The sequence below is a fragment of the Salinispora tropica CNB-440 genome (assembly GCF_000016425.1).
Taxonomy (GTDB): Bacteria; Actinomycetota; Actinomycetes; order Mycobacteriales; family Micromonosporaceae; genus Micromonospora; species Micromonospora tropica.
This window is the reverse complement of record NC_009380.1, coordinates 2,870,539-2,896,554: the sequence shown is the minus strand read 5'-3', so window position 1 is coordinate 2,896,554 and position 26,016 is coordinate 2,870,539. Positions and strand designations below refer to the sequence as shown.

Genomic DNA, 26,016 nt, shown 5'->3' with positions numbered 1-26,016 from the left:
ACAGTGACATCCAGTGTCACTATTCGGCAAGGGGGTGTGCGCATGGACGCTACGCTGACCGGGCCGCGTCGGGATCGGGAACTCGCCGAGCTGGCCGGTGGCGTCGCCGTTGACCTCCTCGTCGTCGGGCTCGGCGTCACCGGCGCCGGCGTGGCACTCGACGCCGCCAGCCGCGGCCTCTCCGTGGCCGCCGTCGAAGCCCACGACCTTGCCCACGGCACCTCCCGCTGGAGTTCCAAGCTGGTCCATGGTGGACTGCGCTACCTCGCCCACGGTCAGGTCGGCATCGCCTACGAAAGCGCGGTCGAACGCCACGTCCTGATGACCCGCACCGCCCCGCACCTGATCCGGGCACTGCCGATGTTGCTGCCCATGACCGAAGACACCGCCGGGTGGCAGGACCGTGCCGCGGCGGTCGGGCTCCGCGCCGGCGACCTGCTGCGCGTCTGCGCGGGAACCACCCGCCGGACCCTGCCTGGTACCCGACGGCTCGGCCCGGCAGAGGCGGGCGCGATGGCACCGGCGTTGCGCCGGGTCGGCCTCCACGGCGCCCACCTGTCCTGGGACGGCCAGCTCTGCGACGACGCCCGGCTCGTGGTCGGTCTGTCCCGCGCGGCGGCGGCGCGCTCCGCCCGCATCCTGCCCCGCGCCCGGGTGGTCGAGTTGCACGGGGACGGCGCCACCGTTGAGGACACCCGCACCGGGGAGACACTGCACATCGCCGCCCGCGCCGTGATCAACGCCACCGGCGTCTGGGCGAGCAGCCTGACCCGACACGTGCGCCTGCGGCCCTCCCGCGGCACCCACCTCGTGCTGCCCGCCGCATTGCTGGGTGGGCTCTGGGCCGGTCTGACCATCCCGGTCCCCGGCGAGTTCGCCCGCTATGTCCTCGCACTGCCCCAGACCGACGGCCTGGCCTACGTCGGGCTGACCGACGAGCCGTTGGTCGGACCCATTCCGGATGTGCCGGAGCCCACCGAGGCCGACATCGCGTTCCTGCTCGACGTGCTCAACAGTGTCCTCGACCGGCCGTTACGACGCAGCGACGTCCTGAGTGCCTACGCCGGGCTCCGGCCGCTGCTCGCCGACGCCACTGACCGTACCGCTGACCTCTCCCGACAGCATGCCGTTATCGACGACCCGGACGGGATCATCAGCGTCGTCGGCGGAAAGCTCACCACCTACCGGCGGATGGCCGAAGACGCGGTGGACACGGCGGTGCGTCGTCGGGACCTGACCGCCGGCGCCTGCCGTACCCGCCGCCTCCCGCTCCCGGGTGCCGCGAGCCCCGCGCGCCTGGCGCGGGTCCCGGCGCCCCGGCGTCTGATCGCCCGCTACGGTGTCGAGGCGGTCAACGTCCTGGCCGAGGCGCCAGCGCATCTCCACCGGCCGATCAGTGCAGAGATCCCGGTCACCGGCGCCGAGTTACTCTGGGCCGCCCGGCACGAACTCGCCCGTACGGTTGATGACCTGCTTGACCGCCGAACCCGCCTCGGGCTTGTTCCCGCCCACCGGGACGCGGCGCTGCCGGTGGCGGGTGAGGTCCTTGAGCTCGCCGCGCGACGGTGATCGGTGTCGCATTGTCGGCCGGTCGCCGGGTCTGGACGCCTACCTGTCACCGGTCGGCTCGGTCTGGACCTCCCCCGATGTTCGGAGCTGCCGGCGATCCTCGCGGACCGTGTACCGGATCGACTCCAGGGAAGCATCCGGCGTGACGATCATTGCATACCAGCGGTCCAGAGTGGTGCGAAGCTGGGTGATCCTGGCCTGGAGCCGACGGCTTCGCTCGTTCGAGGCGCGTAGCTGCTCCCGGATGGTCTGCGCCTCGGCCTCCAACTCGGCCACCCGGGTCCGCATCGGCTGCACCAGGGTCAGGGCGGTGTCAGTGAGCACATCGGCCGCCTCGGCGCGGAACTTTCCCCGCTTCACCACCACGGCGGCAATCGTCGCGAGCCCGCCGGCGCCACCAAGGACGCCGAGCACCGACAACACGACCTGGAGCCACTGTGGAGCGGCGGCTGCGTCGGTCGGAGGTGGGGGTGGGGGTGGGGGTGGGGCTGTCATGGGAACTCACCAGCCAGTTCCGGGGCCGGACGTTGCGGCTCGACCAGCCGATGTAGATCGTGTAAAAGCTCCCCTCCGCGCCACCACGAACCGAAGGCCACCGCGGTGACGAAGGAGACTGAGGTGACGGCGGCCAGGCCGCCGCCTACCCCAAGGGTGATCGCGTACATGCTGCTGATGGCACCGAGCATCAGCATGGACGCCAGCTCCAGCCCGAGCCCGGTGGCGTACCGGCCTGGCCACAGCAGCCCGGCGATGCCGATCAGGCCGGCGAGGACCAGTCCCAACTGCCAGCCGATGCGAATCGGCTCGGGCATGGCGACCCCCATTGTCGGTGGCGCCCCCAGGACGAGCATCATCGTGCCGCACATGGGCGAGGTGAGGACGACGGCGTTCTGGAAGGGCCGTCGATTTCGCCAGATCAGCCTTTTCCGCACCGCAGCTCCTCAGGTGCTCACTCGCCGAGCCGGTCTCGGGACACGCTCGGACCGGCGCTGCGCGAGGAGGGGATGACGACGAGCATCATTGATTGCCGATAGATCAGTCATATCACCCGGGGGAGCGGTCACCAAAAAATGCTGAGATCCGACAAAATCGCAGGTCAGTGAGGCTGCCGTGGCGATGTCGGCCCAGGGTGGAACGGGCCGGCGCTGGCGTCGACACGAGTTGTCGCTACCGCCGATCGCGGTCAGCGATGCCGGCGTCCACGCTGCGCCACCCGCAGCGTGTTACACACGTCAGCCACGCCCGGGATATCCCACGCTAGTTCGCCCGCGACCTGCCGCGTTTCGAGATCGGCGATGGTGCCGGCCAGGATGACCACCCGGTTCTGCACCGTCACCACGATCTGCTGGCGGCGCGTCGTCCAGTCGGTGCTGAGCCGTTGGGCGGCTATCGCGGCGAGCCGGGCGTCCTCGTCGTGGTGTGCCGGCGGGTCCCAGGCAGGGTGGAAGGGGTCGTCCTCGGGTTGGGGCCAGGGCATGACCATATGGCAGTTCCTCATCGTCGGAGCTGGCAGCGGGGTGCGGCCGTTCACCGGTCGCGACGCGCCGGTCCGCTGCTCACACCAGCACCTTGGGTTGGTTCGTCGCGTCTGGATGGTCGGTGACGACGGGGAACGCGGCGTCCAGGCGCATCGTGTGCAGCACGGTCAACACGAACCGGGAGGGCGCGTGGAGGCACAGCTCCGCGCCGCGCTGGCGAGCCTCCTGCCGCGCCCGGACGAGCAAGCCGAGGCCGACGGAGTCGATCTGCTCAACGGCGGAGAGGTCAACGACCACGCGTCCCTCGTGCTCGATGGCCTCGTCCAACGCCGTACGCAGCGGGTCCGGCGTCGCCGCGGTGGCCTCGACGACCTCGCTGTGGTCGGGAACCCCGAGTGGCTGAGCGGGGGTGGCTCGGCCGGGCGGGGATGGGGTGCACCCGGCGCACCGGTGTGGACCGGTGGCAAACGGAGATCCGCTCCAGCCGTGCTCGGACACGAGTGTCCAGACCACTTCGTCGTCGGGTAGGACAACCGCCGTGCTGGCGGCGGTCTCCCCGCAGCCATCGCAGATCAGGGTCATCATGTTGTCGTCTGGCACGACGGTCATGGTCGGTTCCCTTCCTGGTCTGCTGGCGCCGAGGGGTCGGCGGCGGCATGCCACCGGCGGATGGACCGCCCCGGTGTACGCCTCGCCGTTACGACCGCGAGGGTAACCGCGGCGCCCGCGAAGCCGGCCTGCACGGCCAGCCGCAGGGCGGAGGGAGCGGCGACATCGATGCCAGCGACCCGGGCGGTGATGGTGCCGAGCAGGGCGGCGCCGAGACCCACGGCGATTGCCAGCCACACCGGGGCGTCCCGGCCCGGGAGGACGAACCGCCCGAGTATGCCGACGGAGACGCCGACGACGAGAGCGTGGATGAGGGCGTTGCCGGTCACTGCTGCCTCCTCTCAGCGAACGGGGCCAGGTTGGCGCGACGAGCGGCCCGACACGCCTCTCACCCTCTAAGCAGGTCGTGTAGCGGCCGGTGCGGTTGGATGACAGTCACATGACAAATCGGCGGCTGCCCCGGAGTGGGCGATCGCCGGGACGCCGGGGATGATGCCGTAATGACCGCGGTACTGGTGATCGAGGACGACGACCGGATCCGGTTGGCGCTGCTGCTCGCGCTCGAAGAGGAGGGTTACATCGCGCGGGGAGCGGCGACCGCCGAGGAGGGGCTGCGCATGCAGCGGTCCGATCCGGCCGACAACGTGTTGTTCGACCTAATGCTGCCTGGTATCGATGGATTTGAGGGTATTCGCCAGCTGCGCCGTGACGACGATGTCCCGATCGTGGTTGTCAGCGCCCGGGACGACACCCACGACATCGTCGCCGCGTTGGAGGCCGGAGCCGACGACTATGTGGTCAAACCGGTCGCCATCAAGGAGCTGTCCGCCCGGCTGCGGGCTCTGCGACGTCGGGCGCGGGCCGTGGCTACCCCGGTCGCTGTGCAGGTCATCGGGGACCTGGAGATTAGCCCCGATGCGGGGGAGGTGCGTCGTGCCGGACAGCCCGTGGCGTTGACCCGCACCGAGTTCCGGCTCCTCTGCGAGTTGGCCGAGCACGCCGGCCGGGTGCTGTCCCGGCAGCAGCTGCTGCAGCGGGTATGGGGATACGACAGCGGCGACGAGCGCCTGGTGGACGTACACGTCGGGCGCCTGCGCCAGAAGATCGAGGCGGAACCGGCCAATCCGCGACACCTGGTCACGCTCCGTGGCCTCGGCTACAAGCTGCAGCGATGATACGGCTCGGGCTCCGCGCGCGAGTGACGGCCGGATTCGCCGTCGGCGCCGCGTTGCTGGCCTCGTCGATGGCGTTGATCTCCTATGACCTGACTCGGCGCAGCCTGCTCGACGAGCGGGAACGCACGGCCGTGCGGGCCGCCTACTTCGACGCGGCGGTCGTGAGCGCCGGGCTGAACACGGACGAACCCGACGTCGTCGAAGTGCTTCGTTCGCTGGACACCGGCAGCTCCCGGCGACCCCTGCTATACCTCGACGGCTCCTGGTACGGGCGTACCGCCGAGACGGCGGCGACGAGCGTACCGGCGGCACTGCACGACTGGGTCCGGGCCGGACAGGCCGGAGTGCAGCGGGTCCAGCTGGCTGGGCAGTTGACGCTGCTCGTCGGGGTGCCACTGCCCGACGGCGCCAGCTACTACGAGCTGACCTCCCTGCGTGAGTTGGAGGAGACCTTCCAGGTTCTCGCGCTGGCGTTGACCGCCGTGGCGATCATGGTGGCCGGCTCCGGGGCCACCTTCGGCTGGTACGCGACCCGGCACAGTCTGCGCCCGCTGACCGCCGTCGCGGACGCCGCCGAGCGGATCGCCGCCGGCGACTTCACGACCCGGCTGGCACCGGCCACGGACCCAGATCTGACCCGTCTGTCGACCTCCTTCAACGACATGGTGGACCAGCTGGCCAGACGGATCGAGCGGGACCGGCGTTTCGCCGCCGACGTGAGCCACGAGCTGCGCTCGCCGTTGCAGACCCTCTACGCCGCCACGAGTGTGCTGACCAGCCGGCGGGAGCACCACGACGAACGGACCGCAACCGCGGCGGGGCTGGTGGCCGACGAGATCGGCCGTTTCCAGCAACTGGTCAACGATCTCTTGGAGCTGGCCCGTACCGATCAGCCTGCCCAGCGGGAGTCGGTGGACATCGCCGCGCTCGCCGGTGAGGTGTGCCAGAGCCGGGGACTGCCGGAAAGCCTGGTGCGACTCGACCCCGGTACGCCGACGGAGTGGCGGGTGGACCGGCGGCGCACCGAGCAACTGCTGGTCAACCTGCTCGAGAATGCGGTCCGCTACGGCGGGGGCCCGGTTGCGATCCGGCTGTCGGCCGTCGGTGCCACCGGCCTCGTCGAGGTGGACGACGCCGGTCCGGGCGTACCGGTGGCCGATCGAGCCGTCATCTTCGACCGCTTTGTTCGCAGCCACGCCGCCCGGGCCCGCGCGGGTACCGATGGCACCGGGCTCGGCTTGGCGATCGTCGCGCAGCACGCCACCGCTCATGGCGGGCACGCGACGGTCGCCGACCGCCCCGGGGGCGGCGCGCGGTTTCGGGTGGAGCTGCCCGGGAGCCTGGAGTGAACGCCCTGCGGGCCGTGGCCATGCTGCTCGTGCTGCTGCTGGCGGGTTGTGGTGTACCCACCGACGACCAGCCGCGGGCGGTAGAGGCGCCGCCCGGGCCGTTCCCGACCCCGGGCACGGCGATCTCCGATCCGGCCGGGCGATTCACCGAAGCGCTCTACTTTGTGCGTGATGACCGCCTCATCCTGGTCTACCGCCGTCTCGACATGTCGCCGACGGTTACCCAGCACCTGGCGCACCTGCTGGCCGGTCCGAACGAGGCCGAGCGGGCCGAGGGCCTGGCCACCGCGCTACCCGGCGCGGTCACCGTGGCTGGCGTACGCCTTACCGGGGCGCGGGCCGAGGTGGACGTGCCGCCGGTGGTGGACGGTGCCGGCCGTAGCGACGAGGTCTTCGCCTTTGGTCAGATCGTCTGCACCCTCACCGCCCGCCCGGAGGTCGACGCGGTGTCGTTCCTGCGCGACGGTGAGCCGTTGGGGGTCCCCCGGGCTGACGGCTCGCTGTCGCAGGGGCCGTTCACCGCCGCCGACTACGTCGAGCTGTCCGGCTCCGACTGAGCGGTGGTGCTCAGCTGGCGACCGGAACCGTCTCGCCGGGATGGGTCGACTCGTCGGAGTGCACCGGTGCGGCACCGGGCAGCTCCGATGTCTCGCCGCTGTGTCCGTCGTCGCCGGAGACGCCGCTGGCGCCCTCGTCCGGCAACTCCGGCGGCTGGCCGCCGGCCGAGGCGTTCGACTGGCCGGGTGCTGGTTCTGGTGCTGGTGCGTCACCGCCGGCGGGGACGGTGCGGGCGACTACCTGCGGGTACTCGGCGGTCGCGGCACCGCCTGTCGCGGCTGCCATGACCGCCGCCGCGGCCAGATCGGCCACCCGCTTCGCCTCGCGCTTGACCCGCGACCTGACCTCCTTGGCGTGTTGGTCGGCGTAGTCGGCCGCGCGCCGCGCCTCCTCCAGCCGGTGGAGTTCCTCGGCGAGTTCCCGGCGGGTGGTGCCGAGTCGCTGCTGCTGCTTGTTCAGCTCCTGATCGATGGCGTTGCCGTCTTGGCGGACCTGAGCGAGCTGCTGTTGGCCGGCCTCCAGCTCGGACTGGAGCCGGCCGAGTCCCTCCCGGCGGTCTCGGATGTCCTGCTGCACCGCAGCGAGCTGCTGCTGGTGGCTGGCGGCCTGCTCGTCAATGCGTTGGCGCACCTTTGCGGCGTACTCCTGAGCCTCGGCGATGAGCGCGGCGATCTCCTGCTCGGCGGCGGTGCGTTGGGTCGCGAGTTCCCGCTCCGCCGTGGCTCGCTGCTCGGTCAGCTCCTGCTCGGCGGCGGTGCGTTTGTCGGTCAGCTCCCGTTCCACAGTAGACTGCCAGCGCGCCAGCTCCTCCTGGGTTCGGGTCCGGGCGGCCTGCACCTCCTGCTGGATCTGGGTGCGGGCGGAGCTGAGGAACGCCTCGGCCTCGGCCCGGGCCTGCTCGATCCGCTGGGCGCTCTGCTCGTCGACCTGGATTGCCTCCTGCCGGGCTCGCTCGTGGGCGGCCTCACCCGCCTCCCGCAGCTGTTCAGCGGCGGCGCGGATCTCGGTCAACTCGGCCTGGGCGGCGGCCCGCCGCTCCTCGTCCGCCTGCTCCTGTTCGGTGCGGCGGGCGGCCAGCTCCTCTTCGAAGTCGCGCATCGTTCTGGCCGCGTGTTCCTGGGCGTCGGCGAGCGTCCGCTCCGCCTCCGCCGTGAGCTCGGCCGCCCGCTGTCCGGCCGTGTCGCCGATCATGTCGGCCTGTCGTTCGGCCAGCACCAGAATCTCTTCGACCATCGGTCCCAGATCGCGGAACGCGGCGCGGTCGACCCGGGCCGGCCGCTCGCGTAGCTCGGCGACCTCCGCCTCCAGGCCGGCGAACTGGGCCGTCAGTGCCTCGGCGCGGGCGTGCGCCCGGTTGCGGTCGGTCACGGCCCGCAGCAGCTCGCCGTCGAGCTGGTCAAGGTGCCGTTCCACCTGCCGTTTGTCGAAGCCGCGCATGGTGACGTCGAAAGCCGGCCGCGACACCTGGTAGTCGCTGGCCGTGAACGACTCGTCGCCGTGGGACATGGCTGCATCCTCCGTACGATCGCGAGCGCCACGCCGGGGCGGGGACCACCCCACGGGCAACGGTGTGGCGACACGCTACCGCCGTCCTGGTGTGGGTTGAAGACCTGCCCCGCCCTCGGGCGCGGTGAGGGGCGAGCTGTCGGCCGGTCGAGCCGTTCGACTGTGTCGATCTCCGCTTGACAGCGGTCAAGGTAAGGCTAACCTAACCGGGTCGAGTGCGGTGTGGGACGAGTTCCCGCGCCCGAACCCGGAAGGCATCATGACCCAGACCCTGCCCGTCGCGCCGTGGCGGCTGTTCACCGTCGAGGTTCGCGCCGTGCGTCGGCTCAGCCCGTCGTTTGTGCGGGTTACCTTCACCGGCCCGGACCTGGACCGGTTTGCCGACAACGGCTACGACCAGCGCGTCAAGCTGGCATTCCCGCTGCCGGGTGAACAGGGAGCCGGGCTGCCGGAGGGTCCGGACTGGTACGCCCGCTGGCGGGCGCTGCCGGAGTGCCAGCGTAGTCCGATCCGCACCTACACCGTCCGCGCCGCGCGCCCCGAGCTCTCCGAGGTCGACGTTGACCTCGTCCTGCACGGTGACGGCGGGCCGGCGACCCGCTGGGCACGCCGGGTGCAGCCCGGCGACCGGATCGCGATCGTCGGCCCGGACGCGGGTTACGACGGTGAACACGGTGGAGTCGAGTTCCGGCCGCCGGCCGCCGCGAAGCTTCTGCTCGCCGGCGACGAGACGGCGGTGCCGGCAATCTGCGCCATCCTGGAGCGGCTCCCGGCTACCGCCCGCGGCCAGGTGCTGCTGGAGGTGCCGGAGGCCGACGACGTGCAGTCGGTGGTGGCGCCACCCGGGGTGGCGGTGCGCTGGCTGGCCCGAGGCGGGGGCGCCCACGGCGCCCGACTCGTGCCGGCCGTGTCGACCGCGGCGGCGGAGCTGATGTCCGGCCCGTCGTTCGGTGTGCCGCTCGCAGAGGCCAACCTGGACGCGGAACTCCTCTGGGAGGTGCCCACCTCCGTTCTCCCGGTCCCGCTGTACGCCTGGCTGGCGGGCGAGGCGGGCGTCATCCGTACCCTCCGTCGTCATCTTGTGACCGAACGCGGCTTGGATCGTCGGGCGGTGGCCTTCATGGGCTACTGGCGTCACGGCCGCCCTGACCCGGCCTGACCGGTAGAGCGAGGGTGGGGGAGAAGGCCGCCAGGAAGCGGTCCCGGAAGTCGTCCATCCGCCACACCGGGGCGCCCGGCGCCGGACGCAGCCCGTCCGGCCAGCCCCATCCGGCGATCTGCTCCAACACGGCCGGGTCGCGGGCGACGAGGTGGACCGGTACGTCTCGGCTGGCGCCCGGCCCGGTGATCACTGGTGCCGGCTGGTGGTCACCGACCATGATCAGAACCAGATCGTCGTCCCCGTACCGCTGCACGTAGGAGAGGAGAGCGCCGAGGGTGTACTCGATCGAGCGGCGGTACCCGACGCGGGGCTGCGCCGACGAGCTGCGTTCGCTGGCATCGTGGAACACTCGGCCGTCGTCGAGGCTGTCCCAGTCGACCAGCCTCGGGATGTGGGTCCAGGGCGAGTGACTGGAGACCAGTGCCAGCTCGGCCATCACCGGCCGGCGGTCGGTGCCGGCCAGCTCCCGCTGCTGGAAGGCGGAGAGAGTGTACTGGTCGGGCATCGGGGCGAAGCTGAACCGGGGACCCTGATAGCCGAGGCTGTACTCGTCGTAGAACCGTTCGTAGCCGTAGAAGGCCCCCTCCGGCCAGGGCTGGTTGACCGCCGGCATCACACCCACAGTCCGCCAGCCGGCCCGCTGGAACGCCTCGCCGAGGGGCGTCCGATCGCTGGCCAACAGCGTCCGATGCCGCTGGTCATTGTCGATCCAGAGCCCGGAGAGCAGCGTCGCGTGGGCCAGCCAGCTGCCCCCTCCGGCAGTGGGCGAGGTGAGGAAGGCGCTACGGGTACCGAAGCCAGCGGCGGACAGTCGCCGCTGCCCCTCGTCGAGCACCGCCCCGACGGTGCCGAACTCCGGTTCCTGCACCACGTCCCGCCCGTAGCTTTCCACGAAGGCGACCAGGACATCCTTGCCGTGTAGCGCGGTCAGCAACTGGTCGTCGGGGACCAGGCGGTACGGGTCGATGTTCACCCGGTCGGCGAAGCTCGCGCGGTCCTGAAGGCGTGCCTGCACCTGCGCGGCGTGTGCCCGGACCAGGTCGGTCGTGGCGGCGTCGGCCACCGGGAGACCTGGGACGATCCGTACCCCGGTGGCGGCGGCTACCAGCCAGAGCGTCACCAGGCCCGCGAGCACCCGCCGAGCGCCGTCAGGGTGCCCGGTCAGCAGCTGACTCAGCCGCAGGACCGCCCAGGTTGTTACCGTCAGCAGCGCCACCACCAGCAGGCCGGCGCCGACGGATGCCGCGATCGCGCCGGTCCGGCCGACCGAAGCGCTGACGAAGGTGAACGTCTCGTCGAGCAGGCCCCAGTCCAGGACAAGGTCGAATGAGCGGCCGAGCGTCGTGCCGAAGCCCAGGTCGGCGACCTTGAGTAGGATCAGCAGCCCGAGTAGCGTCCCCGCCAGTGTGGCCACCGGTCGCCGTGCCCGTGCCGGCACGGCGAGCAGGACAGCGGCCAGCGCGAGGCCCTCCAACGGGATCCGCAGCAGCGCGGCCGGCACCAGCAGACCGGGCTGTCGCGGCACCGCGAGGGCGACCAGTACCAGCAGCACCGCCAGGGTGGCGGGTATCCGCCGTGCTCCCTGCCGCCACCACGCCCGCCTTGGTGGCCCCGCCGCGTCCGTTGCTGCTGTCGCCGGCGGGACGGGCGGCGTGCTGGCTCGGTGTCGCCACCGCCAGATCACGTCCCGGCCGAACGACTCCAGCTGTAGCACCAGCACCGCCAGGGCGACCAGCCCGCCGACCGTGTCCGGCAGCAGCCGGGACGTCACCACCAGCAACACCACGCCCAGGGCCGCCGCGACGACCTTTCGCCAGTAGCGCGGCGGCAGCGGCCCCCGCAACCAGGGCAGCGCCCAGCCGGCGGCGAGGTACGCATACCGCATCGCGCCGAGGACGAGTACCCACGGCCCTACCGCAGTTGCCACGTGCAGGCTGAGCACGGCCACCAGGACGCTGTCGATTTCCATGTCGAATCGGGCGCCGAGCGCGTTCGCGGTGCGGGTACGGCGGGCCACGTATCCGTCGACCGCGTCCAGCGACAGCGCCACCGCGGCGAGGGCGGTCAGCAGCCCGACCGGCGCCGGTCGGCCGGTGAGTCCGTCGACCACCAGCGCGGCGACCGCTCCCACGAGCACCGCCCGGGCCAGCGTTACCCGGTCGGCCGGCCCGAGGTCTCTCGCTGCCCGATGCAGGGCTCGACTGAGCGTCAGCGAAACCACCAGCGCGTAGGCGAGGCCGGCGAACCAACCCGCGGCACCGAGCCCCACCGTCCCGGCCAACCCGGCTAACAGGAGAATCTGGACGGACAGCCCGATCAGCGGACCGCTTCGAACCATGGCCACCATGCCTCCACGTCTATGATCGTCAACTCTGACAGGGTCTACGGATGGCGCGTCGCCCCGGTTCACTGGGGCCGCGGAGAGGAGCAACCGGTGAGCCGGACCGCACGTGCCTTCTGGCTGGCCACGCCCGGCCGGGGCGAGATCCGCTCGGTGCCGGTGCCCACTCCGGACCTCGGCGAGGTGCTCATCCGGACTCGCTACTCCGGCATCAGTCGTGGCACCGAGACGCTGGTGTTCACCGGCGGTGTCCCGACCGACCAGTACTCGGCGATGCGCGCCCCGTTCCAGGACGGTGACTTCCCGGCCCCGGTCAAGTATGGCTACCTGAGCGTGGGCGTGGTCGAACAGGGCCCGGCCGGACTACGCGGGCGGACCGTCTTCTGCCTGCACCCGCACCAGACGGCCTACGTCGTCCCGGCCGAGGCCGTGGTGGTGGTGCCCGAGGCGGTGCCGGCGGCCCGTGCGGTGCTCGCCGGCACGGTGGAGACCGCGGTGAACGCACTCTGGGACGTGCCGCCCCTGGTCGGCGACCGGGTTACCGTGCTCGGTGCCGGGATGGTCGGCGCGGCGGTCGCGGCCCTGCTGGCCCGGTTTCCCGGCGTGCGGGTGCAGCTCGTCGATGTGGACCCGACCCGGGCCGCGCTCGCCGGGGCCCTCGGCGTCGGTTTCGCCGCACCGGCCGACGCGGCGGCCAGCCGTGACCTGGTGGTGCACGCCAGTGCGACCTCGGCCGGCCTTCGTCGCTGCCTGGAACTGGTGGCTCCGGAGGGCACGGTGTTGGAGCTGAGCTGGTACGGCGACCGTGAGGTGGCGCTGCCGCTCGGTGCGCAGTTCCACACTGGCCGGCTCACTCTGCGCAGCAGCCAGGTGGGACGGGTCGCCCCGGCCCGCCGGGATCGGCGGAGTACCACCGACCGGCTCGCCCTGGCGCTTGACCTGCTCGCCGACCCGGCCTTCGACGCCCTGCTGACCGGGGATTCCCGGTTCGCGGACCTGCCCGACGTGCTACCCCGGCTCGCCGACGGGCGGCTGCCAGCCCTCTGCCATCTCATCACCTACGACGGAGAGTGACACCGTGTTCAGCGTTACCGTCCGTGACCACATGATGATTGCCCACAGTTTTCAGGGCGAGGTGTTCGGTCCCGCCCAGCGACTGCACGGGGCGACGTTCGTGGTCGACGCAACCTTCCGCCGCTCCGACCTGGACGCTGACGGGATCGTGGTCGACATCGGTCGGGCCACCGCGCAGCTGCGCGCGGTCCTCGGCGAGCTGACTTACCGAAACCTGGACGACGAACCGGAGTTCGCTGGGGTGAACACCACCACCGAGGTACTGGCCCGCACCGTCGCCGACCGGCTCGCAGCCCGGGTGAATGCGGGGGAGCTGGGCGCGGGCGCCGGTGGTCTGACCGGCATCAGCGTCACTCTGCACGAGTCGCACGTCGCCTGGGCCAGCTACGAACGGTCGTTGTGATCCGCGCCCTGTACGCGGTGCTGCCGGGCGACGTGGACGATCCGGCCAATCCGAGTGGCGGCAACCGGTACGACCGACGGGTCCTCGACGGACTGGCCGCCGCCGGCTGGTCGATCCACGAGCACCCGGCTGCCGGTGCCTGGCCGTACCCGGCGAGCGCGGACCGTTCCGTCCTCGCCCGGGTGCTCGACGCGCTGCCGTCCGGGTCACTCGTCCTGCTCGACGGGCTCGTTGCCAGCGCGGTGCCGGAGATCCTGGCCCCGAACGCCGGGCGGCTGCGTCTGGCGGTGCTGGTGCACCTGCCGGTGGCCAGCGAGGCGGAACGGGCGGCCCTGCGGCACGCGGCGGTGATCGTGGCGACCAGTACCTGGACCCGCCAGTGGCTGCTCGACCGGTACCGGCTGCCCGCCGAGCGGGTGTGCGTCGCGGCGCCCGGGGTTGATCGGGTAGCCGCTGTGCCCGGCTCAGCAGCGGGAGAGCGGCTGCTCTGCGTCGCCGCCGTCACCCCGCTCAAGGGACACGACACCCTGGTTGACGCCCTCGCCATCGTCGGGGATCTGGCCTGGCGCTGTGACTGCCTCGGGTCGCTCACCAAGGCCCCAGGCTTTGTTGAGCGGCTCCGGCGGCGGATCGACGACCAGGGCCTCACCCGGCGGGTGCACCTCGTCGGACCCCGCACCGGTCCCGCCCTGGCCGCCGGGTACGCCACCGCCGACCTGCTGGTGCTGGCCTCCCGGGTCGAGACGTACGGGATGGTGGTGACGGAGGCGCTGGCGCGGGGCGTACCGGTACTGACCACCGCCGCTGGTGGGTTGCCCGACACCCTCGGGCGCGCTCCGGACGGGACGGTGCCGGGGCTGTTGGTGCCCCCGGACGATCCGGCAGCCCTCGCCGGCGCACTCCGTCGCTGGCTCACCGACCCGGCCTTGCGGGACCGGCTGCGCCGCGCCGCGCGCGCACGTCGGGAGACCCTCACCTGCTGGACCACCACCACCATGTCGCTCGCGGCGGCGCTGGAAGGAGCGAGATGACGGAGCGTGACTGCGACCTCGAGCCGGGCCTGCCGGCGGCCTTCGCGGACTGGCTCACCCGGCGCGAACCGGCCGACGCCGCCGCCCGCGTCGTCGACCTCGTCGACCGGGTCCGGGCCCGGCTCACCGGCACCCGTCCGGTGGTCGTCCACGACCTCGGCAGCGGTACCGGCGCGATGGGGCGCTGGCTCGCCCCCCGCCTACCCGGGCCCCAACACTGGGTTCTGCACGACGGGGACACCGGCCTGCTGGCCCGGGCCGCCGCCGACGTGCCACCGGCTGCTGTCGACGGGAGCCCGGTCAGTGTCGAGACCCGTCGGGGTGACCTGACCCGGCTCACCGCCACCGAGCTGGCCGACGCCGACCTGGTCACCGCCTCCGCGTTGCTGGACATGCTCACCGCCGAGGAGGTCGGACGGGTAGTGGCTGCCTGCGTCGGCAGGCCGGCGCTCTTCACGCTCTCGGTGGTCGGCCACGTCCGGCTCGACCCGGAAGACCCGCTCGACGCGGAGGTCGCCGCGGCGTTCGACGACCACCAGCGCCGTACTGTTCGGGGGCGGCGGCTGCTCGGTCCGGACGCGGTGGCCGTCACCGCCGCGGCCTTTGCCGGGCACGGCGCTGCGGTCACGCTGCGGTCCAGCCCGTGGCGACTCGGTCCCGTCGACGGGGGCCTGTTGGGGGAGTGGCTCACCGGATGGATCGACGCGGCCCGGGAGCAGCAACCCCTGCTGGCCGGTCCGCTGAGCGGGTACGTGCGTCGCCGCCAGGCGGACCTCGCGGCCGGCCGGTTGTCTGTGCTGGTCGACCACCAGGACCTGCTGGCCCTGCCGACGGTGAACCCGTGACCGTTGTGGATCGTGCCTACCCACGGAAGGATCGGGAGGGAGGTTCGGATGGCGAGGAGGTGTCTCGGATACCGGCGGCCAGCGGCAGGCTCTGGGCGTGGGCCCGGACGCTGGGCGGTCTCGGTCTGCTGGCTCTGCTGCTGTGGCTGGTGGGCACCGGCCCGTTCCTGGACGGGCTACGCCTGATCACTGTTCCGGCGTTGGCCGCGGCGCTGGCGATCGGCGGGATCACCACGGTCTGCGGCGCGTGGCGCTGGAGTCTGGTGGCCCGGGGACTCGGGGTCCGGCTGCCGCTGCGCACCGCCGTCGTCCACTGTTACCGGGCGGTCTTTCTCAACGCGACGCTGCCCGGCGGGATCCTCGGCGACGTGCACCGGGCGGTCCGTCACGGGCGGTCCGCGGGTGACCTCGGCCGGAGTGTCCGGGCCGTGCTCTGGGAGCGTACCGCCGGCCAGGTGGTCCTCGCGGTGGTCGCGGTGGTGGTGCTGGCCGCGTTCCCGTCCCCGGTCCGGCCGTATCTGCCGGTGGTGACCCTTACGCTGGCCGGGGTCGGTCTCGGTGCGGCGCTCCTGGCGCGGATGCGCCCCGCCGGTCAGTCCCGATGGGCGCGGGGGGTCCGCGTCGCCGTCGCCGACATCCGCGCTGGCCTCCTGGCCCGCCGCACCTGGATCGGGGTGCTGCTCGCCTCGACCCTGGCCGTGGCGGGACACCTGGCGACCTTTGTGCTAGCCGCCCGAACCGCCGGTTCGACGGCGCCCCTGTCGCTGCTGTTGCCGTTGACCCTACTGGCCCTGCTCGCCATGGCTGTCCCGGCGAACATCGCTGGCTTCGGGCCCCGTGAGGGCGTGGCCGCATGGGCTTTCGGCGCAGCCGGCCTCTCCGCCGCTGAGGGCGTCTCCACCGCCATCGTCTATGGAGCTCTGGTGCTCGTCGCCAGTCTTCCCGGTGCCGCCGTCCTGGCGGCCTGTCGTGTCCGCGTGCCGGCTGGCACCCTCTGACGAGGAGTCCGATGCATCCTACTGCCACGATCCGCACCGAGGTCATCGTTCCGTTACGATTTCCCGACGGGTACGCCACCACAGCCCGGGTCTACTCCTTCGCTGGCCTGGTGGACGGTCGGGAACACCTGGCCTTCGGGCTCGGTGACCGGGCTGAACCGGCGGTTGTGCCGGCGGAGCGGTCGGTACCGCTGGTACGGCCACACAGTGAGTGCCTCACCGGGGATGTGTTCGGCAGCCAGCGCTGCGACTGCGGCCCGCAGCTGCGTGAGTCGGTCGAACGGATCGCCGACCGTGGCGGCTACCTGCTCTATCTACGCCAGGAGGGCCGGGGTATCGGCCTGTACGCGAAGTTGGCGGCGTACGCGTTGCAGGACACCGGGTTGGACACGTACGAGGCGAACATCGCCCTCGGCCACCAGGCGGACGAGCGGGACTACACCGTCGCCGCGCAGATGCTCACCGCCCTCGGTGTGGACCGGGTCGCACTGCTCAGCAACAACCCGGACAAGTCCGCACAGCTGAACCGACACGGCATCGCCATCAGCGAACGGGTGACCACCGGGGTCTTCCTCTCCCCGGCCAACGCCGACTATCTGGCGATCAAGGCGACTCACGGCGCGCACACCCTCGACCTGCCCTTCGTACATGACTGAGCGCCCGTACGTCCTGCTCAGCTGCGCCACATCGTTGGACGGCTACATCGACGACGCGACCGGTCAGCGGCTGCTGCTCTCCAACGACGCCGATCTGGACCGGATCGACGAGGTGCGGGCTGGCTGCGACGCGATTCTGGTCGGTGCGGGCACCGTCCGGCGAGACGATCCGCGGCTGTTGGTGCGGTCCGCGGCGCGGCGCGCCGAGCGGGTTGCCCGTGGCCTGGCTGCCTCGCCCACCCGGGTGACCGTCACCGGCTGCGGCGACCTCGACCCAGGGGCTCGGGTGTTCACCACCGGTGCGACCGCGCGGTTGATCTACTGTGCCACCTCGGGGGTGGAGAAGGTCCGGGAGCGCCTCGGCGATATCGCCACCGTGGTTCACTCCGGGGAGCCGGTCGACCTGGCGGCGGTGCTCGCCGACCTGGCCGCGCGGGGGATCGGCCGACTACTGGTGGAGGGGGGTGCGAGCATGCACACCCAGTTCCTCGCCAGCGGGCTCGCCGACGAGCTGCATCTGGTGGTTGCCCCGTTCTTCGTCGGGGACGGCCGGGCACCCCGCTTCGTGCGCGACGGCTCCTTCCCGTGGCACGCCGGTCACCGGGCCCAGATCGTTGAGGTGCGTCAGATCGGCGATGTCGCGCTGGTCCGGTACGCGCTCTCCGACCGTTGTCCTGGCTGACGGCAGCCCTTTGGTGAGAGTGTTCCCACGCCGCGATGTCCCGCCGCAGCCGGCCGCGGGCGGGACGATGGCGTGGTGCGGGCCTTACGCCGAGGCTCGACCCTTCCGCTGACGGCGACCAGTCAGCGGCCCGCGGCGACGCGGTCCAGGAACATCAGTCGAGCCCGCTTGTCCGGCAGGTCGACCAGCGGCCCGTCGACGAAGCCGGTACGGCGCAGTCGAGCCTGTGCCCGCTCGTTGCGGGCGTCGGGCTCGGCGACGATCCGGTGGTGGGTGGGGTCGGCGAAGACGAAGTCGACCAGGAGCTCGAAAAGGTGGCCGGTGAAGCCCGGCTCGGGGCGGGCCGGCGGGCCGATCAGAAAGTGAATGCCGTGGTCGCCGGGCAGGACCGGGTACACCTCGCCGACTGGATCGGCGTCCGCTTGGTACGTCTGGAACAAGGCCGCCGGAGCCCCGTCGCGTAGCGCCAGCCAGGCATGGTGAGTGGGGAGTGAGTCCAGGTAGCGGTAGATCTCCGCCACCCGATTCCGACCGGCGTCGCGCATGCCCCAGAACCGAGCCCGCTCCTGGCTGACCCAGCCGTGGATGACGTCCAGGTCGCCCTCCGGATCCACCGGCCGTAGCCGTACCTCACCGAAGTCCGCAATTACCCGCCCGAAAACCACCTGGTCACCCATTCCGCTCCTCAGTCAACGTGTCCCAGTCGGTGATTATCGGTAGTAGCTCCCCGCGTTGCCAAACCATCAGCTGGTCGTCGTCGTGCGCCGAGCCGGGCACGCCATCCGCGCCGAGTGGCACCACCCAGCGGCTGTTCTCGCGTCGGGCGAGGTCCCAGGCGTACCGTGCGGCCGGCCCGCGTCGGCACAGGTCGGTCACCCCGGGCACGCTGGAGGTGGCGAGCACACAGTCGTGGTCCCCGCCCAGCTCCGGTCCGGCATCCACTCCCGGGGAGCCTGGCACCGGGTTGTCCGCGACCACGGTGCCCGCGCCCCGGTTGACCGGCACCGCCTGCCAGGGCGCGAGCCGGTGGCGGGCGCCCCACCGGGCCGCCTCGCGCCCGATGGCAGGGTCGAGGTCGCTGCCCGCGACCTCGAGCAGCGCGGCCCGGACCAGGGCCGGCGCGTCCAGTCCGGGTAGCGCGTCGGGAGCGAGTAGCGCGCCCAGCGCCGTCCCCACCCGCGGGGCCAGTGCCAACCAGGGCGCGAAGACCTCCGGGTACGCCGGTGGGTCAGCGAGCGCCGCCAGCGCCGGGTGCGCGGTGATCCGCCGGACCAGGGCGGCGCGGACGGCGGCGAAGGCGCCCGCGTCGGCGCTGTCGGCGGCCATCCGCCGATCCCAGCGCAGCAGCCGGTCCCGCAGCGCGGCGGCCGGCGTCGGCAGGTCGTCCAGCCGGGCCAGGAGGGTGAGCAGCGGCCGCGCGGCGGCCGCGTACGTGTCGGTGTGCACGTCGGCCATTCGCTCCGCCGTCCAACCAGCGGTGGCGTCGAGTAGCTCGCGGATGCGCCGGGCCCGGTGCGGAGGTGCGAACTCGACGCCCAGCGCAGCGGAGACAGCGCGTTCGTTGGCCATCACGGCGACATCGGTGACGGTAGCCCGCGGCATCGAGCGCCAGCCAGACCAGGCGTACCGGGGCTCCCAGGCCGGCACGACCCGCACGCCGTTGGCCGGGGCGCGGACCGGTACCGCACCGGCCACCCGGTGCAGCAGCCCACCGGTGGTGTCGGCGGCGAGCACCACGTTGACCGGCTCCACCCAGTGCTCCACCGCAGCGTCAACGTCGGCGACGGTGCGTGCCCGCAGCAGCGCCGGCAGCGCGGCGAAGCCCAGCTCCCCGGTGACCCGGGGTGGGTAGCGGAGGCTGATCGCCTCGGCCGACTTCGGGCCGCCGACCACCACCGGCCCCCGGTCGGTCTCCACCACCTCCACCTCGACCGGCTCGCCGCCGGCCACCGTGATCGTCTCGGAGTGCGTGCGCGTCGGCTGCCAGCCGTCCGGCCCGTACGCCTCCACGCCGCTGTCTCGTCGACGGAGTCGCTCGGCGTACAGGTCCTGGTAGTCGGCCATCGCGTTGGTGATCGCCCAGGCGACCTCGCCGGTGTGCCCGAAGTGGGCGATGCCGGGCACTCCCGGTACCGCCAGGCCGACCACGTCGTACGCCGGGCAGGCGAGGCGGATCTGCTGGTAGATGCCCGGATCCTCGATGTATCGGTGTGGGTCGCCGGCGAGCAGGGCGGCACCGGTGGCGGTACGTCCACCGGCCAGCAGCCAGCCGTTACTGCCGGAGCTGACCGGCGCGTCGGCGTAGAAGAGTGCGACGGCGTCCGGGCCGAGCCGCCGGGCGACGTGCTCGCGCCAGAGCTTGCTGGGGAAGCCGGCGAAGAGGACGTGGTGGGCCAGCCAGATCGCCAGCGGGGTCCACGGCTCCCACCGACCGGCGTCGATCCCGGCGGTGGTGAAGCGCGGGTCGCGGGCCGCCCCCGCGGCCAGACCGGCGTTGATTCCGTCCACGTACCGGCCCACCCAGGAGGCGGTCGTCGGGTCGAGGCGGGCGTGGCAGCTCCGGGCGGTGTCAGCGAGGCGGGCCTGTCGGGTGAACTGGTCCCACGGCACCGCCTCGGGGCCGAGGAACGCGGCGCTCGTCCCGAGCGATCGGTGCCGCTCCACCTCGACCTGCCAGGCCCGGTCGTACGCGGTGACCCGGCCCTGGGCGAATGCCAGTTCGTCGGGGTCGGCGGCCCGCAGGTGCGGGACACCCCACTGGTCCCGGAAGACTCTCACGCCGTGACTCCGATCGGGGTTCGGCGCCGGGAGGCCGGCACCACCAGCGGGGTGCCGGTCTCCGGGTCGTCGATGACCCGGCAGGGCAGGCCGAAGACCTCCTCGACGAGCGCGGCGGTAACCACCGTCTGGGGTGGGCCGGTGGCCACCACCTGCCCGTCGCGCATCGCGATCAGGTGGGTCGCGTAGCGGGCGGCCTGGTTCAGGTCGTGGAGTACGGCGACCAGCGTGCGGCCCTCCTCCTCGTGTAGCCGGGCGCAGAGGTCGAGGATCTCGATCTGGTGGGCGATGTCCAGATACGTGGTGGGTTCGTCGAGCAGCAGCAGGGGGGTCTGCTGGGCGAGGGCCATGGCGAGCCAGACCCGTTGTCGTTGCCCACCGGAGAGTTCGGCTACCGGGCGGTCGGCGAGGTCGGCGACACCGGTGGCCGCCATCGACTCGGCGACCACCGCCTCGTCCTCGCGGGACCACTGCCGCAGCAGCCCCTGGTGTGGGTATCGACCCCGGGAAACGAGTTCGGCCACCCCGATGCCGTCCGGGGCGACCGACGACTGGGGCAGCAGGCCAAGGGTCTTCGCGATCTCCCGGGCGGGACGCTGGTGGATGTCGGCACCGTCCAGCAGGACCGCACCGGTGGTCGGCCGCAGTAGTCGGGACAGGGCGCGCAGCAGGGTGGACTTGCCGCACGCGTTCGGGCCAATGACGACGGTGAACGACTGGTCCGGAACGTCAACGGTCAGCTCGCGGGAGATGGTCCGCCGTTCGTACGCCAGGGTCATCGCGCTACCGCGTAGCCGGGACCGCATCTTCGGTGCTCCGTTCTTCTCCGTCGTTGTCACAGTCGGCCTGCCCGACGCTCGGCTGCCAGTAGCCAGATCAGGTATCCGCCACCGATCAGGCCGGTCACCACGCCCACCGGCAGCTGGTGGCCGGGAACGGCGCGCTGGGCGATCTGGTCGGCAACGACCAGTAGTAGCGCCCCGAGCAGTGCCGAGGGCAGCAGGTTGGGCCCGGGCGCGCGGGTGAGCCGTCGGGCCAGGTGCGGCGCGGTGAGCGCCACGAAGTTGACCGGGCCGGCAGCCGCCGAGGCGAGGGAGACCAACAGCACGGCCGCACCGAGCAGGGCCAGCCGCAGCCGCTCGACCGGCACACCGAGGGCGCTGGCAGAGTCATCGCCCATCTCCATCAGCCGCAGCGCGGGCCCGGCACCGGCCAGCACCGCCGGCCCGAGCAGGGCGAGGGCGACCAGGACCGGTAGGGCGTGTATCCAGCCCCGGCCGTCGAGGCTGCCGGTGAGCCAGAGTACGGCCCGGGCGGCGTCCATCAGCGGGGCACGGGTGAGCAGCCACCCGTTGATGCCGGTGAGGATCGCGGCGACCCCGATGCCGGCCAGCACGAGCCGGTAGCCGTGCACCCCGCGTCGCCAGGCGATCACGTAGACCAGGAGGCCGGTGGCGAATCCACTGACGGCGGCGGCGCCGGAGAGCATCGTGCTGGTGCCGCCGATGACGACCACCACCAGCGCACCGGTCGCCGCGCCCTGGGTGAAGCCGAGCAGGTCGGGACTGCCGAGGGGGTTGCGGACCAGGGTCTGGAAGACGGCACCGGCCAGAGCGAGTGCGGCGCCGACCGCGATGGCGGTGGCGAGGCGGGGTAGCCGTAGCTCGTGGACGATGAACTCCTCGGCTGGGCTACCGCCGCCAGCCAGGGTACGGAGCACGTCGGCGGCGCTCATCGGGTAGTCGCCGCTACCCAGTGCCAGCACTCCCACGGCCAGGGTGAGGAGCCCGCAGGTCAGGCCGACGGCGAGGGCGCGGGGGCGCAGGCGCAGCGAGACGCCGCCCGGGGTACGTACGACGATCATGGCTGCCCCACCCGTCCGCGTAGTACCAGCCAGAGGAAGAGCGGCCCACCCAGCACGGCGGTGACCATGCCGACCTGGAGTTCGCCGGGGCGGCTGAGGATCCGGCCGAGCACGTCGGCGCCGAGCAGGAGCACCGGTGCGAGCACGGCGCAGTAGGGCAGCAGCCACCGCAGGTCCGGCCCGGTCAGCGCGCGTACCAGGTGCGGGACCAGCAGCCCGACGAAGACGATCGGTCCGCAGGCGGCGGTGGCGGCGCCACAGAGCAGGGTGACCGCGGTGATGACCGCCGCCCGGATCAGCGCCGGCCGCGCCCCGAGCGCTCGTGCGGTGTCGTCGCCGAGGGCGAGGGCGTTCAGTGGGCGGGCCACGGCGAGGGCGAGCAGCAGCCCTGCCGCGATGAACGGCGCCACCGTGCCGACGATGGCCAGTTCGGCGCTGGCCAGCGATCCCACGGTCCAGAACCGCAAGCGTTCCAGCGAGGCGGTGTCGAGCAGCATGATCGCGCTCACATACGAGTAGAGAGTGGCGTTGATCGCGGCGCCGGCGAGGGCCAGCCGCGCCGGGGTGGCGCCGCGCCCGCCGCCCACGACGTAGCCGGCGGCGGTGACGGCGGCGGCGCCGATCAGCGCGAACCAGACCTGTCCGTCCAGTCCCGCGACACCGACGAGGGCAGTGCCGGTGGCTACCGCCGCGGAGGCGCCGGCGTTGATGCCGAGGAGCCCGGGGTCGGCGAGCGGGTTGCGGGTGAGCGCCTGCATGACCGCCCCGGCCACCCCGAGGGCAGCGCCGGCGAGTAGGCCGAGCAGTGTGCGGGGCAGTCGCATCTGGTGGACCACGGTGTACTCGTCCGCGTCGGGGTCGAGTAGTCCGGGCCAGACGTCGGCGAGGGGGAGGGCCTTCGCTCCGACGGCGATGCTGAGCACCGCGACGACGGCGAGTAGGAGCAGGGCGGCGGCGAGGCCACTGGCGCGGGTGGCGGTGCGACCGCGTCGGATGGGGTGCGCCGAAACCGTTTGTGCAGCGGACGGCGGTGAATGAGTGACGGACAGGGTGAACTCCGAGTTGGTGCGAAACGCCGGGGCTGGACTTGACAGCATCTTAGGTTAGGTTAGCCTAACCCCGCTGTCCATGGTCGCCCGCGACCCCCGACCGAAAGATCTCACATGTCGCACCCCGCGCCTGCCCGCCGACTCTCCCGTCGTGGCCTGCTCGCCGCCGCCGGCGGTGTCAGCCTGGCCGCCCTCCTCGCCGGCTGCGGCAGCGAGGACACCGACACGCCCGCTGCCAGCACCGATTCCGGCCCCTGGTCCTTTGTCGACGACCGGGGCGAGAAGCTCTCCGCCGACGCCCGCCCCGCCCGCGTCGTCGCCTTCACCGGGGTGGCCGCGGCGCTGGTCGACTTCGGCGTCAACGAGCAGATCGTCGGTGTGTTCGGCGAGACCGTCCGCGCCGACGGCAGCAAGGAGCCGCAGGCCGGGGAGCTGAACGTGGAGAGCGTTGAGATCCTCGGCAACACCTGGGGTGAGTTCAACCTGGAGAAGTACGTCGGCCTGCGGCCCGAACTGCTGGTCACCCACATGTACGACCCTGATGCGCTTTGGTACGTGCCGGACGAGAGCAAGGACAAGATCGTCCCCCTCGCCCCGGTCGCGGCGATCACCACCGCCCGGGTGCCCATGACCCAGCCCATCGAACGATACGCGCAGCTCGCCGAGTCCCTCGGCGCGGACCTGTCCGCGTCGGCGGTCACCGAGGCGAAGGCCCGCTTCGAAGCCGCTGCGGAGTCGGTCCGTGAAGCTGTCAAGGCCAATCCGGGAATCAAGGTGATGGCCTGCTCCGGCAGCCCCGACCTGTTCTATGTCTCCAACCCGCAGGTCAGCACCGACCTGATGTACTTCGCCGAGCTCGGCGTCGACCTCGTGGTGCCCACCAAGCTGGAGGCGGGCGACTACTTCGAGGCACTCAGCTGGGAAAACGCCGGCAAGTTCCCGGCCGATCTGATTCTGCTCGACAACCGCGGCACCGCGCTGCAAGCCGACGACCTCGCCGCCAGGCCGACCTGGGCGCAGCTACCGGCCGTGGCGGCCAACCAGATCACCGCCTGGGACTCCGTGCCCCGCTTCTCGTACGCCGGCGCCGCTCCGCTGCTGGAGAACCTGGCCACCGCGATCAAGGGTGCGAAGAAGGTCAGCTGACCGTCGCGTCCCGGCCGGAGACGTCGCCGGCCGGGACCCGCCCGACCCTACGTACCGCAACCGCCGTCAGCGCAGCACGCACGGCGGACGGTGGCGGCTGCCCGCATCCGGACGCCACGAACATGAGGATCGCGTATGAATCCGTCCGCAGACCCCGTTGACGCCGTACCACTCGACGGGGCGCCCACCTCGGCCCCCTCCGATGTCAAGCCCACGTCACCGGGTGCTGTTGTCGACGCTGCCCAGGCGTACCTGCTCGCCAACGGCTCGGTCGACCACTACCGACAGTCGCTCGTCGACGGGGTGGAGCGGGTGGCCCGTCGCGTCGCCGCGGTCGATCGACCCTTCACCGGAGTCACCCCGGACGAGTTGGCCCCGCTCGTCGGCGGCATCGAGCTCGACCGGCCGCTCGGCGACCACATCACCGCCCTGAACGAGTTGGACGAGCTGTGGCTACGCGACGCGGTCTGGTTTCACCACCCCCGCTCCCTGGCCCACCTCAACTGCCCGGTGGCAATCCCCGCGCTGCTTGGCGAGGCGATGCTCACCGCGGTCAATCCGTCGCTGGACACCTGGGACCAGAGCGCTGGCGCCACCTTCATCGAGCGCCGGTTGATCGAGTGGACGGCCACCCGCATCGGTCTCGGACCGACCGCCGACGGGATCTTCACCAGCGGTGGAACCCAGTCCAACCTGCACGCCCTGCTGCTGGCCCGGGAGGAGGCCGTCGCCCACGCCGTCGATGCCGACGCCCGTGCCGCGCTGCTGCCCCGGCTGCGGATCCTCACCTCCTCCGCCGGGCACTTCAGCGTCCAGAAGGCCGCGAAACTGCTCGGACTCGCGCCGGACGCGGTGATCACCGTCGAGACCGACGCGGCCCGGCGGATGTGCCCGCAGGCGCTGGACCGGGAACTGGAGCGTTGCCAGCGGGCCGACCTGCCGGTGATGGCGGTGGTCGCCACCGCCGGTACCACCGATTTCGGCACCATCGACCCGCTGCCGGAGCTCGTCGGGCGCTGCGCCGCCGCGGGCGTCTGGCTGCACGTCGACGCCGCGTACGGCTGCGGCCTGCTGGTCTCGCCGACCCGCCGGCACCTGCTCGACGGCATCGAGCAGGCCGACTCGGTGACCGTCGACTACCACAAGTCCTTCTTCCAACCGGTCAGCTCCAGTGCGCTGCTGGTCCGGGACCGCCAGGTACTGCGGCACGCCACCTACCACGCCGACTACCTCAACCCGGCCCGGGCGGTCGCCGAGCGCATCCCGAACCAGGTGGACAAGAGTCTGCAGACCACCCGCCGGTTCGACGCGCTGAAGTTGTGGTTGACCCTGCGGGTGATGGGACCGGACGCGATCGGCGCGCTCTTCGACGAGGTCTGCCTCCGCGCCGTCGACGCCTGGGCCCTCGCCGACGCCGACCCCCGCTTCGAGGTGGCCGCCCGCTCACCGCTGAGCACCGTCGTCTTCCGCTGGTGCCCCGCCGGCACCGACGCCGAACTGGCCGACGAGGCCAACCGGCACGCCCGCGCCCAACTCACCGCCTCCGGTGCCGCCATGGTGGCCGGCACCATGGTCGACGGCCGGGCGCACCTCAAGTTCACCCTGCTCAATCCCGCGACCACGAGCGCCGACGTGACCCTCGTGCTGGACCTGATCGCCGAACACGCCGGCCGGTACGCGCACGACCACGCCTCCGAGCAAAGTGACCGCCCCGCCGACCTGTCCTGCTCGGTCGCCTGACCA

General features: G+C 72.1%; 26 protein-coding genes. 14 read left to right on the top strand and 12 right to left on the bottom strand.

The genetic code is table 11. The features are described 5' to 3' along the window. The first annotated feature begins 42 nt into the window (after positions 1-42). On the top strand, positions 43-1,569 hold the full coding sequence (locus tag STROP_RS12960; RefSeq protein ID WP_012013801.1) for a glycerol-3-phosphate dehydrogenase/oxidase: 1,527 nt from the start codon (positions 43-45) through the stop codon (positions 1,567-1,569). A gap of 39 nt (positions 1,570-1,608) precedes the next feature. On the opposite strand, the gene STROP_RS12955 is transcribed toward STROP_RS12960, so the two are convergent. The 5 genes from STROP_RS12955 to STROP_RS12935 form a co-directional block, all read right to left on the bottom strand. Then, positions 1,609-2,064, bottom strand: a complete 456-nt coding sequence (locus tag STROP_RS12955; RefSeq protein WP_012013800.1) for a hypothetical protein — start codon at positions 2,062-2,064, stop codon at positions 1,609-1,611. Next, positions 2,061-2,501, bottom strand: a complete 441-nt coding sequence (locus STROP_RS12950) for a hypothetical protein (protein WP_012013799.1) — start codon at positions 2,499-2,501, stop codon at positions 2,061-2,063. The genes STROP_RS12955 and STROP_RS12950 overlap by 4 nt, the downstream gene beginning before the upstream one ends. Before the next feature lie 251 nt (positions 2,502-2,752). Then, on the bottom strand, positions 2,753-3,052 hold the full coding sequence (locus STROP_RS12945) for a BON domain-containing protein (RefSeq protein WP_012013798.1): 300 nt from the start codon (positions 3,050-3,052) through the stop codon (positions 2,753-2,755). A gap of 73 nt (positions 3,053-3,125) precedes the next feature. Further along, a complete protein-coding gene (locus tag STROP_RS12940) occupies positions 3,126-3,656 on the bottom strand; it encodes an STAS domain-containing protein (RefSeq protein WP_012013797.1) in 531 nt (176 codons plus the stop codon). Then, positions 3,653-3,985: a hypothetical protein gene (locus STROP_RS12935; RefSeq protein WP_012013796.1), complete on the bottom strand. Its 333-nt coding sequence runs from the start codon at positions 3,983-3,985 to the stop codon at positions 3,653-3,655. The genes STROP_RS12940 and STROP_RS12935 overlap by 4 nt, the downstream gene beginning before the upstream one ends. A 171-nt stretch (positions 3,986-4,156) precedes the next feature. Here STROP_RS12935 and STROP_RS12930 point away from each other — a divergent pair, with 171 nt between their 5' ends. The 3 genes from STROP_RS12930 to STROP_RS12920 are packed head-to-tail and all read left to right on the top strand — an operon-like array spanning position 4,157 to position 6,737. Further along, positions 4,157-4,831, top strand: a complete 675-nt coding sequence (locus STROP_RS12930) for a response regulator transcription factor (RefSeq protein WP_026274859.1) — start codon at positions 4,157-4,159, stop codon at positions 4,829-4,831. Beyond that, positions 4,828-6,180 carry a sensor histidine kinase gene (locus tag STROP_RS12925; protein ID WP_012013794.1) on the top strand — a complete coding sequence of 451 codons (1,353 nt, stop codon included), beginning with the start codon at positions 4,828-4,830 and terminating at the stop codon, positions 6,178-6,180. Before STROP_RS12930 ends, STROP_RS12925 begins: the two co-directional genes overlap by 4 nt. After that, positions 6,177-6,737, top strand: a complete 561-nt coding sequence (locus tag STROP_RS12920) for a GerMN domain-containing protein (RefSeq protein ID WP_012013793.1) — start codon at positions 6,177-6,179, stop codon at positions 6,735-6,737. Before STROP_RS12925 ends, STROP_RS12920 begins: the two co-directional genes overlap by 4 nt. Before the next feature lie 10 nt (positions 6,738-6,747). Here the strand turns inward: STROP_RS12920 and STROP_RS12915 are convergent, their stop codons facing one another. Further along, a complete protein-coding gene (locus tag STROP_RS12915) occupies positions 6,748-8,244 on the bottom strand; it encodes a coiled-coil domain-containing protein (RefSeq protein ID WP_012013792.1) in 1,497 nt (498 codons plus the stop codon). Positions 8,245-8,503: 259 nt separating this feature from the next. Between STROP_RS12915 and STROP_RS12910 the strand changes: the two genes are divergently transcribed. Beyond that, on the top strand, positions 8,504-9,403 hold the full coding sequence (locus tag STROP_RS12910; protein WP_026274861.1) for a siderophore-interacting protein: 900 nt from the start codon (positions 8,504-8,506) through the stop codon (positions 9,401-9,403). Here STROP_RS12910 and STROP_RS12905 read toward each other — a convergent pair. After that, complete coding sequence (locus STROP_RS12905) at positions 9,363-11,753, bottom strand: CDP-alcohol phosphatidyltransferase family protein (RefSeq protein ID WP_018832469.1); 2,391 nt, start codon at positions 11,751-11,753, stop codon at positions 9,363-9,365. The two genes, STROP_RS12910 and STROP_RS12905, sit on opposite strands and share 41 nt — an antisense overlap. A gap of 87 nt (positions 11,754-11,840) precedes the next feature. On the opposite strand from STROP_RS12905, the gene STROP_RS12900 reads away from it, so the two are divergent. Genes STROP_RS12900 through STROP_RS12870 form a run of 7 tightly spaced genes read left to right on the top strand, consistent with a single transcriptional unit; the run spans position 11,841 to position 17,436 of the window. Continuing rightward, entirely contained in the window at positions 11,841-12,821 is a 981-nt protein-coding gene (locus tag STROP_RS12900) for a zinc-dependent alcohol dehydrogenase (protein ID WP_012013789.1), read from the top strand. A 4-nt stretch (positions 12,822-12,825) separates the two neighbouring features. Then, positions 12,826-13,224, top strand: a complete 399-nt coding sequence (locus STROP_RS12895) for a 6-pyruvoyl trahydropterin synthase family protein (protein WP_012013788.1) — start codon at positions 12,826-12,828, stop codon at positions 13,222-13,224. Further along, the gene (locus STROP_RS12890; protein ID WP_012013787.1) at positions 13,221-14,255 is read left to right on the top strand and encodes a glycosyltransferase family 4 protein; all 1,035 of its coding nucleotides are present in this window, start codon (positions 13,221-13,223) and stop codon (positions 14,253-14,255) included. Before STROP_RS12895 ends, STROP_RS12890 begins: the two co-directional genes overlap by 4 nt. Then, entirely contained in the window at positions 14,252-15,100 is an 849-nt protein-coding gene (locus STROP_RS12885; RefSeq protein WP_012013786.1) for a methyltransferase domain-containing protein, read from the top strand. The genes STROP_RS12890 and STROP_RS12885 overlap by 4 nt, the downstream gene beginning before the upstream one ends. A 59-nt stretch (positions 15,101-15,159) precedes the next feature. After that, entirely contained in the window at positions 15,160-16,098 is a 939-nt protein-coding gene (locus STROP_RS12880; RefSeq protein ID WP_012013785.1) for a lysylphosphatidylglycerol synthase transmembrane domain-containing protein, read from the top strand. Between the two features lie 11 nt (positions 16,099-16,109). Beyond that, positions 16,110-16,754 carry a GTP cyclohydrolase II gene (locus STROP_RS12875; RefSeq protein WP_012013784.1) on the top strand — a complete coding sequence of 215 codons (645 nt, stop codon included), beginning with the start codon at positions 16,110-16,112 and terminating at the stop codon, positions 16,752-16,754. Then, positions 16,747-17,436 carry a RibD family protein gene (locus STROP_RS12870; RefSeq protein ID WP_012013783.1) on the top strand — a complete coding sequence of 230 codons (690 nt, stop codon included), beginning with the start codon at positions 16,747-16,749 and terminating at the stop codon, positions 17,434-17,436. The genes STROP_RS12875 and STROP_RS12870 overlap by 8 nt, the downstream gene beginning before the upstream one ends. A gap of 122 nt (positions 17,437-17,558) precedes the next feature. On the opposite strand, the gene STROP_RS12865 is transcribed toward STROP_RS12870, so the two are convergent. From STROP_RS12865 to STROP_RS12845, 5 genes are read right to left on the bottom strand one after another with little or no spacing between them, the layout of a single operon-like run. Further along, complete coding sequence (locus tag STROP_RS12865; protein ID WP_012013782.1) at positions 17,559-18,113, bottom strand: GNAT family N-acetyltransferase; 555 nt, start codon at positions 18,111-18,113, stop codon at positions 17,559-17,561. Beyond that, on the bottom strand, positions 18,106-20,214 hold the full coding sequence (locus STROP_RS12860) for a penicillin acylase family protein (protein WP_012013781.1): 2,109 nt from the start codon (positions 20,212-20,214) through the stop codon (positions 18,106-18,108). Before STROP_RS12860 ends, STROP_RS12865 begins: the two co-directional genes overlap by 8 nt. Then, positions 20,211-21,020: an ABC transporter ATP-binding protein gene (locus STROP_RS12855; RefSeq protein WP_012013780.1), complete on the bottom strand. Its 810-nt coding sequence runs from the start codon at positions 21,018-21,020 to the stop codon at positions 20,211-20,213. The genes STROP_RS12860 and STROP_RS12855 overlap by 4 nt, the downstream gene beginning before the upstream one ends. Positions 21,021-21,049: 29 nt before the next feature. Continuing rightward, positions 21,050-22,078 carry a FecCD family ABC transporter permease gene (locus STROP_RS12850; RefSeq protein ID WP_012013779.1) on the bottom strand — a complete coding sequence of 343 codons (1,029 nt, stop codon included), beginning with the start codon at positions 22,076-22,078 and terminating at the stop codon, positions 21,050-21,052. After that, a complete protein-coding gene (locus STROP_RS12845) occupies positions 22,075-23,175 on the bottom strand; it encodes a FecCD family ABC transporter permease (RefSeq protein WP_012013778.1) in 1,101 nt (366 codons plus the stop codon). The genes STROP_RS12850 and STROP_RS12845 overlap by 4 nt, the downstream gene beginning before the upstream one ends. A 66-nt stretch (positions 23,176-23,241) precedes the next feature. Here STROP_RS12845 and STROP_RS12840 point away from each other — a divergent pair, with 66 nt between their 5' ends. Both STROP_RS12840 and STROP_RS12835 read left to right on the top strand, forming a co-directional pair. After that, positions 23,242-24,273, top strand: a complete 1,032-nt coding sequence (locus STROP_RS12840) for an ABC transporter substrate-binding protein (RefSeq protein WP_012013777.1) — start codon at positions 23,242-23,244, stop codon at positions 24,271-24,273. Positions 24,274-24,408: 135 nt separating this feature from the next. Beyond that, positions 24,409-26,013 carry a pyridoxal phosphate-dependent decarboxylase family protein gene (locus tag STROP_RS12835; RefSeq protein WP_012013776.1) on the top strand — a complete coding sequence of 535 codons (1,605 nt, stop codon included), beginning with the start codon at positions 24,409-24,411 and terminating at the stop codon, positions 26,011-26,013. Positions 26,014-26,016: the final 3 nt, after the last annotated feature.

Coding starts and splice junctions, on each gene's coding strand:
- STROP_RS12855 (WP_012013780.1), bottom strand. CDS start 21,020: ATGCGGTCCCGGCTACGCGGTAGCGCGATGACCCTGGCGTACGAACGG.
- STROP_RS12905 (WP_018832469.1), bottom strand. CDS start 11,753: ATGGTGGCCATGGTTCGAAGCGGTCCGCTGATCGGGCTGTCCGTCCAG.
- STROP_RS12865 (WP_012013782.1), bottom strand. CDS start 18,113: ATGGGTGACCAGGTGGTTTTCGGGCGGGTAATTGCGGACTTCGGTGAG.
- STROP_RS12840 (WP_012013777.1), top strand. CDS start 23,242: ATGTCGCACCCCGCGCCTGCCCGCCGACTCTCCCGTCGTGGCCTGCTC.
- STROP_RS12955 (WP_012013800.1), bottom strand. CDS start 2,064: ATGACAGCCCCACCCCCACCCCCACCCCCACCTCCGACCGACGCAGCC.
- STROP_RS12850 (WP_012013779.1), bottom strand. CDS start 22,078: ATGATCGTCGTACGTACCCCGGGCGGCGTCTCGCTGCGCCTGCGCCCC.
- STROP_RS12910 (WP_026274861.1), top strand. CDS start 8,504: ATGACCCAGACCCTGCCCGTCGCGCCGTGGCGGCTGTTCACCGTCGAG.
- STROP_RS12885 (WP_012013786.1), top strand. CDS start 14,252: ATGACGGAGCGTGACTGCGACCTCGAGCCGGGCCTGCCGGCGGCCTTC.
- STROP_RS12960 (WP_012013801.1), top strand. CDS start 43: ATGGACGCTACGCTGACCGGGCCGCGTCGGGATCGGGAACTCGCCGAG.
- STROP_RS12835 (WP_012013776.1), top strand. CDS start 24,409: ATGAATCCGTCCGCAGACCCCGTTGACGCCGTACCACTCGACGGGGCG.
- STROP_RS12940 (WP_012013797.1), bottom strand. CDS start 3,656: ATGACCGTCGTGCCAGACGACAACATGATGACCCTGATCTGCGATGGC.
- STROP_RS12870 (WP_012013783.1), top strand. CDS start 16,747: ATGACTGAGCGCCCGTACGTCCTGCTCAGCTGCGCCACATCGTTGGAC.
- STROP_RS12875 (WP_012013784.1), top strand. CDS start 16,110: ATGCATCCTACTGCCACGATCCGCACCGAGGTCATCGTTCCGTTACGA.
- STROP_RS12930 (WP_026274859.1), top strand. CDS start 4,157: ATGACCGCGGTACTGGTGATCGAGGACGACGACCGGATCCGGTTGGCG.
- STROP_RS12915 (WP_012013792.1), bottom strand. CDS start 8,244: ATGTCCCACGGCGACGAGTCGTTCACGGCCAGCGACTACCAGGTGTCG.
- STROP_RS12945 (WP_012013798.1), bottom strand. CDS start 3,052: ATGGTCATGCCCTGGCCCCAACCCGAGGACGACCCCTTCCACCCTGCC.
- STROP_RS12845 (WP_012013778.1), bottom strand. CDS start 23,175: ATGCTGTCAAGTCCAGCCCCGGCGTTTCGCACCAACTCGGAGTTCACC.
- STROP_RS12925 (WP_012013794.1), top strand. CDS start 4,828: ATGATACGGCTCGGGCTCCGCGCGCGAGTGACGGCCGGATTCGCCGTC.